Source organism: Streptomyces sp. NPDC126510, assembly GCF_040302345.1.
Classification (GTDB): domain Bacteria; phylum Actinomycetota; class Actinomycetes; order Streptomycetales; family Streptomycetaceae; genus Streptomyces.
On record NZ_JBEORR010000039.1, the window covers coordinates 25,403 to 42,316 of the forward strand.

At 70.8% G+C, this 16,914-nt stretch carries 16 protein-coding genes and 2 pseudogenes; 9 read left to right on the forward strand and 9 right to left on the reverse strand.

Translation table 11 applies throughout. The features are described from left to right. The first annotated feature begins 151 nt into the window (after window positions 1–151). The 3 genes from ABTX60_RS36875 (at window position 152) to ABTX60_RS36885 (ending at window position 3,092) form a co-directional block, all read left to right on the forward strand. Window positions 152–409, forward strand: a complete 258-nt coding sequence (locus ABTX60_RS36875; RefSeq protein WP_352101352.1) for a hypothetical protein — start codon at window positions 152–154, stop codon at window positions 407–409. A 604-nt stretch (window positions 410–1,013) separates the two neighbouring features. Beyond that, window positions 1,014–2,030 (forward strand): DNA-directed RNA polymerase subunit alpha, encoded by a 1,017-nt coding sequence (locus tag ABTX60_RS36880; RefSeq protein WP_352101353.1) that lies wholly within the window; start codon window positions 1,014–1,016, stop codon window positions 2,028–2,030. A gap of 210 nt (window positions 2,031–2,240) precedes the next feature. Further along, a complete protein-coding gene (locus ABTX60_RS36885) occupies window positions 2,241–3,092 on the forward strand; it encodes a YihY/virulence factor BrkB family protein (protein ID WP_352101354.1) in 852 nt (283 codons plus the stop codon). Here the strand turns inward: ABTX60_RS36885 and ABTX60_RS36890 are convergent. Beyond that, window positions 2,982–3,320, reverse strand: coding sequence for a PRC-barrel domain-containing protein (locus ABTX60_RS36890; protein WP_352101355.1), 339 nt, complete (start codon window positions 3,318–3,320; stop codon window positions 2,982–2,984). The two genes, ABTX60_RS36885 and ABTX60_RS36890, sit on opposite strands and share 111 nt — an antisense overlap. Window positions 3,321–3,626: 306 nt before the next feature. After that, window positions 3,627–4,457 carry a PAQR family membrane homeostasis protein TrhA gene (trhA, locus tag ABTX60_RS36895; protein WP_502992468.1) on the reverse strand — a complete coding sequence of 277 codons (831 nt, stop codon included), beginning with the start codon at window positions 4,455–4,457 and terminating at the stop codon, window positions 3,627–3,629. A 213-nt stretch (window positions 4,458–4,670) separates the two neighbouring features. On the opposite strand from trhA, the gene ABTX60_RS36900 reads away from it, so the two are divergent. After that, window positions 4,671–4,928, forward strand: a complete 258-nt coding sequence (locus ABTX60_RS36900) for a hypothetical protein (protein ID WP_352101357.1) — start codon at window positions 4,671–4,673, stop codon at window positions 4,926–4,928. 27 nt (window positions 4,929–4,955) lie between these two features. Next, window positions 4,956–5,309, forward strand: a complete 354-nt coding sequence (locus ABTX60_RS36905; protein ID WP_352101358.1) for a hypothetical protein — start codon at window positions 4,956–4,958, stop codon at window positions 5,307–5,309. Window positions 5,310–5,533: 224 nt separating this feature from the next. On the opposite strand, the gene ABTX60_RS36910 is transcribed toward ABTX60_RS36905, so the two are convergent. Next, on the reverse strand, window positions 5,534–5,737 hold the full coding sequence (locus tag ABTX60_RS36910) for a cold-shock protein (protein WP_031104458.1): 204 nt from the start codon (window positions 5,735–5,737) through the stop codon (window positions 5,534–5,536). 245 nt (window positions 5,738–5,982) lie between these two features. After that, a complete protein-coding gene (locus ABTX60_RS36915; protein ID WP_351635108.1) occupies window positions 5,983–6,321 on the reverse strand; it encodes a MerR family transcriptional regulator in 339 nt (112 codons plus the stop codon). Between the two features lie 1,134 nt (window positions 6,322–7,455). Between ABTX60_RS36915 and ABTX60_RS36920 the strand changes: the two are divergent. Next, window positions 7,456–7,841, forward strand: a pseudogene (locus ABTX60_RS36920) (ATP-binding protein); the annotation flags it as partial. 52 nt (window positions 7,842–7,893) lie between these two features. Then, entirely contained in the window at window positions 7,894–8,250 is a 357-nt protein-coding gene (locus ABTX60_RS36925; RefSeq protein WP_352101359.1) for a hypothetical protein, read from the forward strand. A 93-nt stretch (window positions 8,251–8,343) separates the two neighbouring features. Here the strand turns inward: ABTX60_RS36925 and ABTX60_RS36930 are convergent. Further along, window positions 8,344–8,597 (reverse strand): annotated as a pseudogene (locus ABTX60_RS36930) (SCO5918 family protein). A gap of 679 nt (window positions 8,598–9,276) precedes the next feature. Between ABTX60_RS36930 and ABTX60_RS36935 the strand changes: the two are divergent. Both ABTX60_RS36935 and ABTX60_RS36940 read left to right on the forward strand, forming a co-directional pair. Continuing rightward, window positions 9,277–10,014 (forward strand): AfsR/SARP family transcriptional regulator, encoded by a 738-nt coding sequence (locus tag ABTX60_RS36935; RefSeq protein WP_352101360.1) that lies wholly within the window; start codon window positions 9,277–9,279, stop codon window positions 10,012–10,014. Window positions 10,015–10,019: 5 nt separating this feature from the next. Beyond that, on the forward strand, window positions 10,020–10,343 hold the full coding sequence (locus ABTX60_RS36940; protein ID WP_352101361.1) for a S26 family signal peptidase: 324 nt from the start codon (window positions 10,020–10,022) through the stop codon (window positions 10,341–10,343). Here the strand turns inward: ABTX60_RS36940 and ABTX60_RS36945 are convergent. From ABTX60_RS36945 to ABTX60_RS36960, 4 genes are all read right to left on the reverse strand, one after another. Beyond that, window positions 10,337–10,543, reverse strand: a complete 207-nt coding sequence (locus ABTX60_RS36945) for a hypothetical protein (protein ID WP_352101362.1) — start codon at window positions 10,541–10,543, stop codon at window positions 10,337–10,339. The two genes, ABTX60_RS36940 and ABTX60_RS36945, sit on opposite strands and share 7 nt — an antisense overlap. Before the next feature lie 133 nt (window positions 10,544–10,676). Next, window positions 10,677–11,369 (reverse strand): ABC transporter ATP-binding protein, encoded by a 693-nt coding sequence (locus ABTX60_RS36950; protein WP_352101363.1) that lies wholly within the window; start codon window positions 11,367–11,369, stop codon window positions 10,677–10,679. Window positions 11,370–11,411: 42 nt separating this feature from the next. Next, on the reverse strand, window positions 11,412–14,273 hold the full coding sequence (locus ABTX60_RS36955; RefSeq protein ID WP_352101364.1) for an FtsX-like permease family protein: 2,862 nt from the start codon (window positions 14,271–14,273) through the stop codon (window positions 11,412–11,414). Window positions 14,274–14,374: 101 nt separating this feature from the next. Further along, on the reverse strand, window positions 14,375–16,867 hold the full coding sequence (locus tag ABTX60_RS36960) for an SWIM zinc finger family protein (protein ID WP_352101365.1): 2,493 nt from the start codon (window positions 16,865–16,867) through the stop codon (window positions 14,375–14,377). Between the last annotated feature and the right edge of the window lie 47 nt (window positions 16,868–16,914).

The window sequence follows — 16,914 nt, forward strand, 5'->3', positions numbered from 1 at the left end:
CGCCCTCGTCTACCCTCGTGGCGGCCTTGTGCGCGGGGCCGTCACGCATCACCCCTCGGGCGACGCGACGTCGAGCACAGGCACAGCGTGTCCTGCCGTAGCCGAGAGAACATGCAGATCTCGCACGGTTCCTTCCAGGAGGCATGCCGTCTTGGTCCTCTTCCTGATCCTGCTCATCGCCGGAATCGCGCTGGTCGCCATCGACGCGGCCGTCGACGGCATGCCCTACCTGATGCCCATCGGCGTACTGCTTCTCATCGTCGATCTGCTCTACCTGGCGCCCGCTCCATCTGGCGCTCCACCCGGCGCCCGGCCCGCTGACCGGCTCCCGAATGCCCCGGACCAGTTCCGGCCTGACAGCACAACAGCCAGGCGCAATCGTTGGCACAAGGGCACCCGCCTCGCGTAGCAGCGCTGGACCGAGGACCAGGACGCGGTCAGCTATTCGGCGTGCTGCGGGCTGATCCCGACGGACTTCCGTTCGTCCGGGAGGCGTTCAGCGAGCGGGGTGACGACGCAGAACGTCCCGCCAGGTGGGAGAAGGCATGAGGCCGCCAGCGGCGAGGGCTTCGAAGGGTCCCCGGCTGAAGGCGAGCCACGCTCCGGTGGCCTGGGCCCGTCCTTGCAGTTCATCGGGAGCGAGTTCCTGGCGGACCGCCCTCTGGAGTCCGCCGTGGCACACCGCAGCGCCGGTTCGGCTGACCATGCCGATGCCGATGTCCCGGTCGGCGTGTGTTCGGACGGTTCTGCCCCACCGCCACGCGGGGGGAAGCGCCCACGTGGCTGTGCCGAACGATGCCCCTGGTGACATACACGCGCCATCACGGATATGGGTCGCGTTATACGCTGAGGCCCTGGGCCGCCGTCTCCGTGCCGATCTTGGCCGTGGTCGTCACTGCGGCTGATGGATCACTCCAGGTGCTATTTCCCGGAGTCGCATCCGTATCGCCCGTACTCTTCGTGTGTCAACGGCGTCACAGAGCGGGCGCCAAAACCCCTGGAGGCAACACCCCGTGCTGATTGCTCAGCGTCCCTCGTTGGCCGAAGAGGTCGTCGACGAGTTCCGCTCCCGGTTCGTGATCGAGCCGCTGGAGCCGGGCTTCGGTTACACCCTCGGCAACTCCCTGCGCCGGACCCTCCTCTCCTCGATCCCGGGTGCGGCGGTCACGTCCATCCGCATCGACGGCGTGCTGCACGAGTTCACCACCGTGCCGGGCGTCAAGGAGGACGTCACCGACCTGATCCTCAACATCAAGCAGCTGGTCGTCTCCTCGGAGCACGACGAGCCGGTCGTGATGTACCTGCGCAAGCAGGGCCCGGGTCTGGTCACCGCCGCCGACATCGCGCCCCCGGCCGGTGTCGAGGTGCACAACCCCGACCTCGTCCTCGCCACGCTCAACGGTAAGGGCAAGCTGGAGATGGAGCTCACGGTCGAGCGTGGCCGCGGTTACGTCTCCGCCGTGCAGAACAAGCAGGTCGGCCAGGAGATCGGCCGGATCCCGGTCGACTCCATCTACTCGCCGGTACTCAAGGTCACGTACAAGGTCGAGGCCACGCGTGTCGAGCAGCGCACCGACTTCGACAAGCTGATCGTCGACGTCGAGACCAAGCAGGCGATGCGTCCCCGTGACGCCATGGCCTCCGCCGGTAAGACCCTGGTCGAGCTGTTCGGTCTCGCCCGCGAGCTCAACATCGACGCCGAGGGCATCGACATGGGCCCCTCCCCCACGGACGCCGCCCTCGCCGCCGACCTCGCCCTGCCGATCGAGGAGCTGGAGCTCACCGTTCGGTCGTACAACTGCCTCAAGCGCGAGGGCGTCCACTCCGTGGGCGAACTCCTCGCGCGCTCCGAGGCCGACCTTATGGACATCCGCAACTTCGGTGCGAAGTCCATCGACGAGGTCAAGGCGAAGCTGGCCGGCCTGGGCCTGGGTCTCAAGGACAGCCCGCCCGGATTCAACCCGACCGCCGCCGCACTCGGTGCGGACGACGACTCGGACGCGGGTTTCGTGGAGACCGAGCAATACTGAACGCTGCGCTGCGCCGGTCATAGAGACACCTCGCGCACGGGGACAGGAGAATCTCCACGCTCTGTTCACCGCGCGGTGCCAAGGGGCCGTGGCCCCCGCGAACTGTCCCGCCTTCCCAAGCCCGTCGGGTAACCCGGCGCGCGTGCCGGGTTCTGTCGCACCGCAGTGCTGGATGGTGGCCCGAGGACGAAGAGTGAGAGCATCCGCGTCATGGATGATGCAGACGGTCACACGGCTCGGTGGTGGGTGGCGTTGCGCCGGACGCCGTTGGCCGTCTGGAACGACGACGTCACGGACTGGGCCGCTGCGCTGACCTACTATGCGGTGCTGGCCCTGTTCCCGTTGCTGCTGGTGATCCTCTCGATTTTGGGTCTGGCCATGCCCACGGCCAAGCCGGAGGTCATCGACCGCATGACGCAGGCGGCCCCGGCCGAGTCCCGCGCTCTGCTGCGCAGCACTCTGCGGCAGATGGTCGCGCAGCCGACGGCGGCTTGGACGTTGATCTTCGTCGGAGGGGCGGGGGCCATGTGGTCGGGATGCAGCTATCTGAGCGTCTTCCGCCGGGCGTTGTACGCCATGCAGCGGATCAGCGCGGACCGGCCGGTCTGGCGTACCGCTCCGCGCATCATCGCCACGGCACTCGTCCTGAGCTCCCTGCTTCTGACGTCGACCCTCGCGTTGTTGCTCACCGGCGGCCTGGCCCGGCGTCTGGGTCAGGCTCTGAGTCTGGGTACCGGGCCCCAGGCCACCTGGGACACGCTGCGGTGGCCGGTCGTGGCCGCGGTCGCCGTCGCCTTGGTGCTCGTCCTGTACCGGTCAGGACCGGCGTCCTCCCGCCCTGTCCGGAGGATGGCGCCCGGCGGCACATTGGCGGTGGCGCTCCTGCTGACCGTCTCCCTCGGATTCGCTGTCTATACCTCCCTGGTCAGCACTTATGACCGTCTGTACGGTTCACTGGCAGGCGTCGTGGTGTTCCTGGTCTGGCTGTGGCTCTCCAACCTGTCCCTCCTGATCGGTGCTCAGTTCAACGCGGAGCTGACGAAGCCTGCGCACGGGGAATGAGTGCTTCTTGTCGTAGGCGACCTTCAGATAACCGGTACCGACCGTCGCGTCCCCCAGGGGGACGAACACCAGCCGGTGCCGGGTCGGCAGGCCGACCGTCACCGTCGCGAACGCGGGCCGGTCTGTGGCCGTGTCGACATAGACCGCCTCCAGGACGCCGATCTTGTGCCGCTCGTGGTCGACCACGTCGTGGCCTCGCCACTCCCTGATGTCGTGCGCCTCGAACACGGAGCCCCGTCTGTCTCAGGTCAGCTGAAGACCGCTGTCGTCTTCCTCTCGCTCCTCCCTCCGTACCTGCCTACGGAGCGTCACGCCCTGGAGAGCAGCCAACTTTCAGGGCGCACCGCGGCGGAAAACCTCGTGTCCCTGGCCCCTCTACCGGCGTACGCATGATGCGCCACAGCGAACCATCCCCCTGATGTCTTCCGCCTCGACTTTCACGCGCGGGGCGATGCCTCGGCAACCGCCCGGTCCGCCGCGGTCAGCACGCGGCGACGTGGGCGATGAGCGGCGGACCGGAACACTGTCGCGGGGTCAGTAGGCGGCGAGGGAGATGGCGGTGTAGTGCGCGGTGAAGGCCACCACGGTCAGCGCATGGAAGACCTCGTGGAAGCCGAACCAGCGGGGTGCGGGGTCGGGCCGCTGGAGGGCGTAGACCACCGCGCCCGCGCTGTAGAGGAGACCGCCGACAACGATCAAAACCACTACGGCCGCTCCGCCGGTGTGCAGGAAATCGGGCAGGTAGCTCACCGGTGCCCACCCCAGCGCCAGGTAGCACGGGGTGTACAGCCAACGCGGGGCTCCGACCCACAGGACCCGGAACGCGACGCCGACCAAAGCTCCTGTCCAGACGATCCACAGCAGCACGGACCGCTGGTCCGGCGGGAGAAGGGTCACGGCCAGGGGGGTGCAGGTGCCGGCGATGATCAGGAAGATGTTGGCGTGGTCGAGGCGTCGCAGAAGAGCCTCGCCCAGCGGTCCCCAGGTGCCGCGGTGGTAGATGGCGCTCGTCGCGAACAGCAGCCAGGCGGTGACCGCATACACGGCGCCGGCCACGACCGCCTGCGGAGTACGGGCCAGGCAGATGAGCACGACGCCTGCGATCAGTGCGGCGGGGACCATTCCGGCATGGAGCCAGCCACGCAACCTCGGCTTGATCGGCTCGGCCAGGTCAGACACCCGCTCCACCAGAGCAGCAACCGAGTGAGCCCCCTCCCCTGCATGGTCGCCCTGTGATTGGTCGGGGAGCCCGTATGCACGGCGCTCTCCACGCGCTGACCCGACGTGACCACAATCGACTTCAGCGGCGTCGCGGGACACAGCTTCTCGTCCTCCCCCGGGCTCCTGGGCGTCACTGGCAACCATGCGGTCATGCTAGGAAACCTCACCCGGATACATGACGGGAGGTAGAACCCCAGAGCCACGTCGCCGGGCGCGGGCCGTTCGCCGCCGTGTGAACTCCAGTCCCCTGGACGCTACCGCCAATTGGGCCTGCCGAAGCAGAATGGAAGGGCTGGTCAGGGGAACGACCAGGGCTTCCGAACGGGCATCTCCGCTCGCCTACGCGCAGGATCGCCGATGCTTCCTGAGGTCCGCCCCCACGTATCCACCGCCCTCGCAGACCAGTTGGATCACCATCTGGACCTGGTTCCGCATCTCGAAGCCGGCCAACTCGATGTGGAGCGCGTCGCCGGGATTGCGGTGGTCGCAGCCGCCCACGGCGATGGCTATGCGGCCACCGGCCATCTCCTCGGGCTGCTGGCCGCGCTGCCTGCCCCCACCAAGGCAGGAGAACGCTTCTGGTCGGACCTGTGGAGGTCGTCGGGCCCCGCGTAATTGCTGCCCTTCAACATCATGGCTCCGGTGCTGCGTTCGCTGGCAGGAGGAGGAACCGCCCTGGCCCGGCAGGTCCTCTCGGCCGTCGATGAGATGAACCCGCCCCAGCGCGTCGCGGCCGGGGAGGTGATCGGTCAGGCCCTCGTCGAGTCCGACCATCTGCCCGACCTCAAGACACAGGTCATCGGAGAACTGTGGCTGGCGAGATATCGAGCTCACCGCCTGGCGCGTCCTGCACGCAGACCGCAGGTCGGACGATCCGGCCGGACGGAAAGCCTTCCTCGAAGCCTGGACGAGCGTCTGAGCGTCGGCTCCTTCGAGCTGCACGGCAGTCGCGCTGGACATGCGGCTCCCGTGCCCGACGACGCTTGCAGCGACTGAGGTCCGGCGACAGTCTCGGTGCGCAGGTCAGGAAGTTCCGGGACGCAGTCGCATCGGCCCGGGGCCCTCCACAGATCAGGGGCCGCGCAGCCATTGCTGCGCGGCCCCTGATTTTGCCGGCCCGGCACGAGAGCAGGCGCCTTCGTCCGGCTGGGTGACAGGGCCCGCAGGGGCGGCGGTCACCTGGACGCGGCGTGCGCGATTCCCCGGGCCGGTCTGCGAGGTCAGGCCACGTTGATGTTCTCGGCCTGCGGACCCTTCTGGCCCTGGGTGACGTCGAACGTCACGGCCTGGCCCTCCTGGAGCTCACGAAAGCCGGTGGAGTTGATCGCGGAGTAGTGCGCGAAGACATCCGGGCCGCCGCCGTCCTGGGCGATGAAGCCGAAGCCCTTCTCCGCGTTGAACCACTTCACAGTTCCCGTAGCCATGTCTCATGCCTTCCAGTCGATGAACGCCTCCCACTTCTTGTGGCAGACGGAGGTGATCGCCCTGGTTCCTGCGGCACAGCACAGCAAAACGCCCACACCGAAGGCGTGGGCAAGAGGGAAATCCGAACCACGACAGCTGACGCAGACGCTACACGCCCACACACCGCGTCACCACAGGAAATGATCACACCGCACACCGAGACCGTGCGTGCGGTGCCCGCCGACGCTGACGGGCACGCCTCATCTCATGCTGCTGCCGTCGGGTTCGCTGATTCGGCGGCCCCGCGATATTCGGCATTGACGCGCTGGGCTTCCTCGAGCTGGTCTTCGAGGATGACGATCCGGCAGGCGGCCTCGATGGGCGTCCCGTGGTCGACGAGTTCCCGGGCGCGGGCGGCAATACGTAGCTGGTAGCGGGAGTAGCGGCGATGTCCGCCTGCGGAGCGCAGCGGGGTGATGAGGCGGTGTTCGCCGATAGCGCGGAGGAAGCCCTGGGTGGTGCCGAGCAGTTCGGCGGCCCGGCCCATGGTGTAGGCGGGGTAGTCGTCGTCATCGAGACGGCCGAACGTGTCGTCTGCTGTCATTGCACCTCTCTGTGGAACACGTGGAGGGGCCCTGGCGCCGTACTGCCGCCAGGGCCCCGAAGGAACTACTACACCATCTGCCGGCCCTGCTACTGCACCGGCCCTCTGTTTCCGCAGACCCGACCGAGATGCTGTCGGAGCCGCGGGGATCGCGGTTGCTTGACCGGAGACCACCTCGCTATCGATGTCCTGCGGTACCCGGGCCCAAGAATTCCGCCCGGGCGATCCTGATGGCGCTCGGCTCCTCCGTTCTTCCCTCTTGATTAACTACTCACTGAACGGAAACTGCGAACTGCTGGTGGCCTCGAACAGCGCCACTCTTCGGCAGCCAGCCCCGTCGCCCGTCCTGCGTCTGCTCTGGCTTGGAACCCCACTGCCGAACCTCCCGGTGCGCGCGCCCGCAGCCGACGCCTTCACCGAGGTACTGCTCACTGACTTCACTGCTGGGTACTGCGAACCTTCACTTGCTGGTACTGCCACTGCGGTACCGCTCATGGCGGCCCCTGATCACTGCGGGCCACCCGGTCCGGTCGTCAGTCCCGTCGCCGTCCTGCAACCGCTCTGGCTTCGGAACTCCACCACCGCACCGTCCTGCGAACTGCAACTGCGCACTACTGCCCGGCAGTTCATCTCTGCCGGGCCTCTCTTGATCTCGGCTACGACAAAAACCTTAACCACACCGTCGACCAATGTCTACTCCAGCGAGTGTAGATTTCCGTGCGCTGGAAGACGAGGTACTCCGCCTCGACCGGTCCCATGGATGGTTCAAGCAGCTGCGAGGCTCTGTCCGGCGCTCACAGTGACCCACCGCCGCGTGGCATGTCGGGCTGGGCGTGCCGTCGCCGACTGCTCCGCGGCGAGCGTCGGCGGCATCGGCCAACACTGCGTCTCGTGAAGAACACCACCGTTCGGCACGGACGTTTCCAGCCGTGACGCCCCCCAGGTCGGCCGTTCACGAACGCGGCAGAAGGCCCTGCGCCGCCCTCGACGATCCCGGGGTGACCGAGCAGCTGGTGGCGAACCGGCACGGCCCCTGACTCGAGCAGACCGCGGGCTGCGAAGGCACGGGCGGGGCACAGGGGCTGGGTAGGCGCGGGCAGGCGCAGGGACGATTCAGGGACCAGGGTGACCCTCATGATCACGGTGATGGCCAGCGCCGCAGCCGTCCGTTCCACCACAGCCGTTGCCGACGCACGCGATACGGCACGGGCTTCCTCGAAGGTTTGCAGCAGCCGGCCGTGGCGCCTGACGCGGCGGACACTGTGGCCTTGGTCGTGTCCGAGCTCGTCACCAATGCCCCTGCGCCACGGTGGGGGCCGCTGCACAGTGGAACTGACTGCGCACCCCGGCACCATCGAGGTCGCCGTTCACGATCCCAGCCGGCATGTGCGCGCATGCGCACCCCGGACCTGAACGGCGGCACCGGGGGCTTCGGCTGGCCCATGGTCACCGGCCTCGCCCACGCCACGGCGGTCACCCGAGGGGCCTCCGGCGGCAAGACCGTGAGCGCCTTCCTTGCCTGGTGGCGTCACCGCTCAAGCAGCCGGAGGGTCGGTGAATATAATCTGTCTCGTGTCGAAGCCTGACGAACTGCTGGTTGACCTCGCCGCCCTGGTGGAGTCCGGCCAGAGCAATCGGATGTCCCTGACCGTAGTCACCGGTGGTGCTGTCATCACCGGTCGGCTGGCTCCCGAAGCAGTGTGGCGACAGAGGGTCTCGGAGGTACTGACGGATTCCGCCCGGTTGGGCGAGTTCGCCGCTGTCTTCAACACTCCCGCGACGAAGGGGCCGCCTACGCATCTGCACTTCCATGTCGCCCGGATCCTGCAGGGCGCTATGGGGATCCCGGAGACAGGCGGGATGTACCGGGTTGCGATCGAGGACGTCAGCGCCTGGACCGTGGGCGACTTCAGTTATTCCGACCACTGAGCGACGGCGACGGGAACCCGCTGCACGCGGTGTGGGCCCGACCGGCGTACCGGTCGGGCCCACACTGGGGGTCAGATGTCGGCTTGTGCCTGTTTACCCGGTCAGACCGTCGGGGGTGCCGAGCATCGCGGAGGCGTGCTGCAGCGAGCCGGGGATGCCCAGCGGCGCGGCCTTGGGGAGGGCGCGGCAGGTGAAGCCGAGCTGAGTCATGGCTTGGAGGACTTCGGCGGCGCTGAAGTCACGGCGGTCCTGGCGGGTGATGACTTGGCCGACTTGCTTGACGGGGTAGGGCGGCGGCCGATGATCACCGATTCTCCGGTGATCGGTTCGGGCTTGATGCCCTTCATCGAAGCTGTTCATGTGCGCGTCGAACACCGCCGCGTTCACGCCGACACCGGTGGTCGGGATGGTGGCGAGTGACTGGCCGGCGTTGACCGACACGGATGTCGCGGTGGCTGCGGAGGCCGGCGGAGCGGCCACGGCTAGACAGGCTCGCGGCCACGAGCGGCACGGCCGCGGCCAGGGCGATGAGTCGGTCACAACAGGTGCGGGCTTGCCATCTCATCTGTCCTTCCAAGGACGGCGATGGATTGTTCCGGCCCCCCGGTCTGGCGGCGGACTCCGGCGCCGCGACGTGTCGCTCCCGTTCTCATGCGGTGCTGGGCTCGTGTCGTCGAGCCAAGCACAGACACGGATTGTCGAAGCGCTTCGATTGCGTCGATCGCGCCTGCACCTCGAAGTGGTGTCGAAGGTCTCGAACGTGGCATTGCCGATGGGGGCGCGTCAGGCAAGAGGCTCGAGCGTCGACAGACGGGCCCCGGTGAGGGCCGTCCCATCCATCGAAGATCACTCCCGGCGTTCCACCAGAACCAGGTCAAGCGCTTCGATGAGCAGACGTCTTCTCAGAGTCGATACCGAGGCAGCGCACCCTCATATCAGCGACTGTTGCAGCAGGGTTATGTTCGAAGCGCTTCGATATTACGGTGTGTGCCCCGAGCCGACCACGTGTCACAGAGGGGAGCGCAGGTGCAGACACCGCTGATACGCATCCTGGGGCCGATCGAGATCGGCGACGGCGCACACCCGGAGCCACTGCGCGGCATCAAGCCGTGCGCACTGCTCACCGCGCTGCTGCTCAGGCCGGGGAGCGTGGTGTCCCTGGAGAAGCTGATGGACGCCCTGTGGGCGGGCGAGCCGCCGCGCTCCGCCGTGGCGAACCTGCGCTCCTACGCCCATCTCCTGCGCCGGCGGCTCCCGGTGACCACCCCGCTGATCAGCCACCAGGGCGGTTATGAACTCCGGGTCGCGCCGGACGCCGTCGACCACCTGGTGTTCGAGCGGCTGGCCGACCGGGGCCGCGGCGCGGTCACCGACGACCCGCCCCGGGCCATCGAGCTGCTCGACGCCGCGCTGGCACTGTGGAGTTCGGACCACGCGGCCCCCGGAGTCGAGCGGTACGGCATGCTGGACGGCCCGCTGCGCACCCTGGACGCCGAGCGCATCCGCGCCACCGAGGATCTGGCCGATGCCTGGCTCGGCGTCGGCGAGCCGCACTCCGCACTCCGTACGGCGGGGCAGGTACTCGCCGCGGAACCGCTGCGCATCCGCAGCTGGTTACTCGTCCTGAACGCCCATCACCACCTCGGCGAACGAGGGCGGGTGACCGATGCCTTCGAGTCGGCGCGGACCGTCTTCCGCCGCGAGCTCGGCACCGAACCCGACGCCTGTCTGGGGCGGCTGCACCAGCGCCTGCTCGCGGGGTGAGCGCCATGGCCGCCGCGCTCGTGACGGTCTGCCACGTTCTGGTCGCCGTCGTCCTCGCCGCATCCGCCGTGGGCAAGGCACGGCCCGCCGGATTCCGTGCGTTCCTCACCACGCTCGCCGACATGGGCCCGCCCGGGCGGATGGCGGTGCTCGGCGACAACGCGGCGTTGAGCACGGACTCGCGGACCGTCGGCCTCGTACCCGTGGGCGCGGTGGTCGCGGTGGTGTTCGGCGGACACGTCCGGCCCCCCGCCACAGGGCGCGACGGAGGGCCGGGCGCGACCGATGCCCCGGGCAGGCACCGGGGACGGCAGGAACCGCCTCAGTAGCAGCAGGAGTAGAGCCTCCACGGGCTGCAGTTCACACCCGGCGACTCGCAGGTGCGGCGCCAGTTCCCCTTGGCGGTGGGGTACTCGGGGCCGCAGCTCGTGTCGCGGCGGCACCAGTACTCCGTGGTGCTCGCCTCGGCCTCGGCGCGCGGCACGAGCCGGCCGAGGACGGAGTCCGCGAGTCGGTTCAAAGTGCGCATGACCAAACCCCCAATCGTGGCCGTCGCCCGTCACGACGGCGTTCGTCCATGACGCTACGGGGACGGCATACGCCTGCCATACATCGCCGATACGCGGACCCCCTACGCCCCGCTCAGGGGGGGCGCCCCTTTCTCAGACCTCGCTACCCGCCACCTCGTCGAGCCGCCCGTCCCGTAAGCGCAGCACGTCCGTGCAGCGCTCCGCCACCCCCATGTCATGCGTGGCCACCACGAGCGTGCAGCCGTACTCGGCGGCCAGCTCGCCCACCAGGTCCATGATCTGCTCACCGGTCGCCGAGTCCAGGCTCCCGGTGGGTTCGTCGGCGAGCAGCAGCCGGGGCCGGGCGATCAGCGCCCGCGCCACCGCGACCCGCTGCTGCTGTCCGCCGGACAGCTGCGAGGGCAACGCCGACTCCCGTCCCTGAAGGCCCACCGCCGCGAGGAGGTCGCGGGCGCGTGCGTCCCGGTCGAAGCCGGCCCTGCGGGGCAGCACGGGAGCCAGCACGTTGTCCAGCGCGCTCAGGCCCGGCAGCAGATGGAACCGCTGGAACACGAACCCCACTGTGCGCCGGTACGAGGCGGCGGCCCGCCGCCCCAGTGCGGTGACGTCCTGGCCGTCCACCACCACCCGTCCCCTATCGGCCCGTTCGATGGCGCCGATGACGTGCAGCAGGGTGGATTTGCCGGAGCCGGAGGCGCCGACGAGGGCGACGCTGTGACCGGCCGGGATGTCCAGGCTGATGCCGTCGACGGCCGTGATCAGCCCGTCCCCGGTGCCGAAGCTCTTGTGCAGGTCCTCCACCAGGACCGACGCACCGTCCCCCATCGGGTTCTCTCCCTCTCCGTGTCTCTGCCGGTCCTTCTTGCTTCATTCCTCGTCGGCCAACGGCCCCGCCGGCGACCGCCGTACCGCCAGGGCGGCCGCGACGACGCTGCCCGCGACGGCCGCCAGCACTCCCGCCACCGCGACCACGCTCACGGCCACCGGCAGCCCCGCCGGAATCGAGCCGGTGAAGGCCGCGGTCAGTGCGAGCCCCGTCGCGGCGCCGGGCACCGCGCCCGCCACGGCGATCACCGCACCCTGCGCGACGACCAGTCGCATGACCTCGGTGTCGGCCCAGCCGCAGGCCCGCAACATGGCGAACTCCCCGTCCCGTTCACAGCCGTCGAGGTAGAGGACATCGGCGAGGGCGAACACCCCCAGGGCGGCCGTGAGTACGGCCGCGGCCACATCGACCCCCCGTACCCCGAGGGACACCGCCTCGCCGAGGAGGGTGCCCTGGACCTCGCCCTGGAACGTCCACATGACCGCCGTGACCAGGGAGACCGCGGCCACCCCCACCGCGAGCGCCAGCGCGCCGAGCGCCGAACGGGACGGCGTACGCAGCGCCCCGCTCACCGCGAGCCCGGGCAGCGTGCGTCCGCGCCCGGCACGCCGGGCCCGTCGCGGTACGGCGACCCCGCCCCGCAGCGCCTGTGCGGGATACGGCCGCCCCGCCCGTACCGCGGGAAGCGCCCCGGCCAGCAGGGCCGTGGCCACCACCAGCGGGATCGCGAGCAGCGCGCGCCCCGCGGTGACGTCGAGGCCGAAGGCCCAGCCCAGCGGGAACGAGGCCCCGGCACCGGCGGCACCCGCCACGGCCGCGACCAGGGCGACCTCACCGAGGACGAGTCCCGCGAGGCGGGTGCCCGTCCAGCCGGTGCAGGCGAGGACGGCCAGTTCCCGCTGCCGGGTGCGTACGGAGGCGGCCACGGCGTTGCCGAGGAACAGGGCGCACACGCAGAGCACCAGGCCGAAGAGCAGCACGCTCTTACGGTCGGCGGCCTCGACGAGTGCGACGGCGGTGCCCTTGGCGGTCCAGTTCTCCGTCAGCGTGAGGGCGGGCCGCCCGAACTTGCCCTCCCCCAGTGCCACGTGCTGCGGTGCCGGGGAGGAACCTGCCGTGATGTCCACGTCGAGCCCGGTGCGGGTGGTGATCGCCTCGGCGACGGCGCGGATACGTTCCCGGGACGCCTTGTCCGTTCCGTGCACACCCGCGACCCTGACCCGTACCGCGGAGATCGGGTCCCTCGCGTGGGGGGCGTCCGGACCGGTGACGGCCTCCACCGACTGGAGGGTGGTGAGCAGTTGGGGCGGGGTGGCGAGGTAGCCGCCCGGGTTGCTGTTGGGGGCGAGCGCCTGACCGCCGAGTGCGACGCGGCCGGCCTCGTCGGCGGCCCGGGCGACGGGCGGCCGATACGTCTCCAGGGGCACCTCGGACAGTTTCGAGAAGCCCTTCAGTCGCTCGACGGCGTAGGTGCCGACCATGCTGAACTGCGGGAAGCGGGTCGCGCTCTCGTCGGTTCCCGGCAGCCTGGTCACCGGCCGGAACGCCGTGTCCTGAACGAACCACGCAGGCATGTCGCCGCCGTACGTCGACTGCCGCCACAGTTCACGGCTGTCCGAGGCGATGGGCGCGGGCCGCAGCACTCCTCCGCCGGCCGCATAGCGGGGCGCTCCGGCCTGGAGGACGACGAAGGGGTTGACGCTGATCGTGCCGTCCGCGACCGAGCGCCGGAACACGGTGTCGGCGTCGGCGCGCACGGTCGCCCCGGGGCTGACGGGCAGCCCGGCCAGCACACCGCGCAGTTCCTTCCCGCCCCGCCCGGAAAGCTTCGGAAGCGTTCCCGTGACGCTCGAGACCGACGTGCTCAACTGCTCGTCCAGATAGGGCTGGTCCGTACTGATCAGCGGGATGTCCTCGAACCCCGCCCCGCGCGCCATGTCCATGGCGGGCTTCTCACCGTCCTTCAGGTACCGGCCGGAGACCATCGCCCGGTCCACCCCGACCAGCCGGGCCTCCTGCTCGGGATCGACGGCGGCGAGCAGCAGCGTCATCGACCAGTCGATGTCGACGACCGCACGGCGGGATGTCGTGCGGTTGTGCACGTCCGTCCCGCTGGTGAAGGTGCCGTCCGCATGCCGTCGCAGCACGACGAGTTCGCTGCGCTGGGCGGGGTCGAGCTGATCGTTGACCGCGCCGGCGTCGGCCGAGGAAACCGCGCGAAGGGCACACAGCGGCTCGAACCTCCCCCCGGGGAGCACTTCGAGCGGAGGCATCTCACCGTCGTCGCAGGGGCCGTCCGCCCGGCTCAGCGCGTCACCGACCTTGGTCAGATGCCGTCCTCGGTACGTGTACAGACTCCGCCAACTCGGGTCTGTGGCCGTCGACCGGGCATCCGGCAGCACTACGGGATTGCTCGTGACGTAGACGTACACCGACCCCGGGTCCTTGGCCTTGCTCAGCGACCGGTCCGTGCTCCAGGTGTTGCGCAGCCGCAGCAGCTGCCGGGAGGCCGCGGGGTCGAGCTGCCCGGTCACGTCGACCTTCGCGTACGTCCCGGCCTGCACGTAGCCGAGCATCGCCACGGGAGCGGCGATCTCCACACCTCGCAGGCCGGCGATCTCCCGCCACTGGGCGGGCGTTATCCCACCGAACTGCCCGGACAGGAAATTGGGCCGTACCTGTCCGACGGATTTCTCACGCCCGCTCCGCGCACCGGCAGGCCGCACGAGAATGTCGTACGCGGCCCGGAAGTTGGTGTCGGCGGACGCCTTCACCGTCAGCCTTGAGGTTTCCACGGAGCCTGTCAGCAGGGTGAACCCGGCCGTGGCCACCAGCACACCGACCAGCAACGTCACCGTCCGCACGGACTGCCTGCGCAGCTGACCGGTGATCATTCCCAACATGGCGTCTCCACCGGCGTCACGGTAGGGAGCGGCCATACATGGGGGATATACGACGACGGCAGCGAAGGGGCGAGGCAACCAGACGGCTCCTGCGCGTGCCCTCAGAGGTCGCCGGGCAGGCCGAGGCCGGTGAGGGCGCCGACCGGGTCCAGGTCCGGGGTGCCTCGCGGCCACCAGTCGTCCTGGCCCGGCTCGGACTCGTAGGCGTACCACAGGCCGTCGCGGCCGAGACGGAGCTGGATGTGGCCCTGGGGGTGGGTCAGGTGGTTGCGCCAGGGCCGGAAGGCGGGCAGGTCGGCGGCGAGGAGCAGCGGCCTGGCCCGGTCGAACCGGCCGGCGGGCGGGTCCCAGGGCTCTTCCAGTACGGCGAGGCCCTCCGGTCCGCCCTGACGCCAGGCGGCCACCGCACGGGCCAGTTCCGACGTGGTGCGGCCCGCCGCGGAGGCGAGGGACGCGTACAGCGCCCGGCTACCGGCGGTGAGTCCCGCCCCGGGGCGTGCGGCGGCCAGGCGGACCGCGTCCTGCCAGAAGGTCAGCTGCCCGACCGGGTCCCGGCCGGTGCCGAGCAGGGCGTGGGCGCGGGCGGCGGCGTCCGTGGCCAGCTGGTCCAGCGCGAAGGGGTCCGGGCCACCGGGGGCCGCCGGGTAGGCCGGGGGCTGCTCGGGATGCGCGAGGGGAGGCAGTGGGGCGGGGAGGGGCGGGAGGGCGTGCGCGGCGAGGACCTCGGCGGCCCGCACGCCGGGCAGGGGGGCCGGGCCCTTGTCCTGCGCGGCGCGCGCGGCGCGGGTGGCACTCAGCCGGGACAGCGCGTCGAGCAGCTCCCGCTCGCCCCGGCCGCGCAGCAGGAGCAGGACGAAGGGATCGGCGTCGAGCAGCCGGGCGGTCTGGTAGCAGAGGGCGGCCGCGTGCTTGCAGGGGTGACCGCGGTCGGGGCAGCTGCACCGGGGCTCCAGGTCACCGGGGCCGGGCAGCAGCGGCACACCGCACTCCGCGAGCGACTGGGGCATTTCCTTGTCGAGCAGCGCCGCGATGTGCCCGGGGCGGTCTGCGGCGGCGTCCAGGAACCGGTCCCAGTCGGTGTCGTCGAGCGTGCGCAGGTGTACCTGGACGCGGTACGGGCGGGGGCGGCTGCCCTGGACGTAGGCAAGCACCAGTCCGGGCGTCACGGTGATGGCGTCGACGTGACCCTGTGCCGCGTATCCCCGCCCGCGCTCCAGCCGCTTCACGTCCAGCGCGCCCTGTTCCAGCGCCTCGACCCAGGCGTTTCCCCACCAGCTCTCGGCGAAGCGGTCGCCGTCCCGGGGTGGGAGAGGCGGGAAGGTGCGGCGGAGTTCGTGGTCGCGCGTCGGGGCGGCCATGGAGCGGGAGGGCCGGGGGGCGCGGGAGGCCGAGGAGGTGGGCGGGACGGGGGCGGGCGCGGAGGCGACCGGTGCGGAGCTCGCAGGAGAGGGGTCGCCGGAGTGCGGGGCCGAGTCCGCGTCACGGGGCGCCCAGTCGTCGGTGGGGCGGGATGCCCAGTCGTCGATGGGCGGGTCCGAGCCCGGATCACGGGATGTCGAGTCGCCCGACTCGGGCGGGGCGGGCTCGGTCCGGGGCCTCGGACCTCGGGCGTCGGGTGTCTCCCGGGGCGGCGCGGTCCGGCCGTCCCCGATCCGCGGCCTCCCCGCGGCTCGGTCGGCGTCGCCGTGCGGCAGGTCGGTCATGCGGGTGGGCCGGCCGGACCGCCCGGCGGTCGGTTCATGGTCGTCGTCGGAGGCCGTGTCCCGTAGGTCCGGCATCAGGAATGCGCCGGACAGCAGCTCCCCCACGTCCCGCACACCCCGGCCAGGGGCGTCCGCACCCGCCCGTCGCAGAGCCGCCGCTCTGTCGTCCACGGCTCTCTGCCGGGCCCGGCGCCTGCGGCGGGCACCTTCACGCTCGGTCTCCTCCCGGGCCCGCCGCGCGTCGTCCCGTGCCGCGCGCAGCGCCTCACGCGCCACGTCCGCAGCCCGCCGTCCGGCCTCCGCCCGGCCGGAGGATGGCGCAGAGACGGTCGAAGTGGCCTCCGGAGTGCTCGTCCGCGGGTCACCGGATGCCTGCGGCTCCGGCGTCACGGCCGCCGGGAGGCCCTCGGGCTGCCTGCCGGCCCGGGGCGCCCGGGCGACCTCCGGACCACCACCGTCCGCCTCGGGGCCAGTCCTCCCCTCCTGCCCGCCGGAGCCTTCGACGGCACTGGCGCCCGCCGGCGCGCCGCCGTCCTCCCGCCCGCCGGCGGCCACTCCGAAACCACCGACTGCCCCAGGCGCAGCGTCGTCCGCCCGCCCACCGTGCCCCTCGGAACCACCGGCGTTCCCTGGCGCCCCGGCAGCCCCGGAGGAACCGGCGGACTCGAAGGCATCGGCGTCCGCCGGCGCACTCCCCCGCTGCTCGGACACCGCCCTTCGCAGTGCCTCGCGTGCCACGTCTGCCGGCCTGGGCTCCCCCTGCTCCGCCGCTCCCCCGGCCGGGGACGGCGGCTCCGGGTGGGCGGCCGGGGCCGGAGCGGAGTCCTGGGCCGCCCGCTCCCGGGCCTCGCGCAGGGCACGTCGGGCCTCGTCGGACGGGCGCGCACTCATGACGTACTCCGCGGGGACGGCAGGGCGGACGGCGCGCAGCGCGGGCG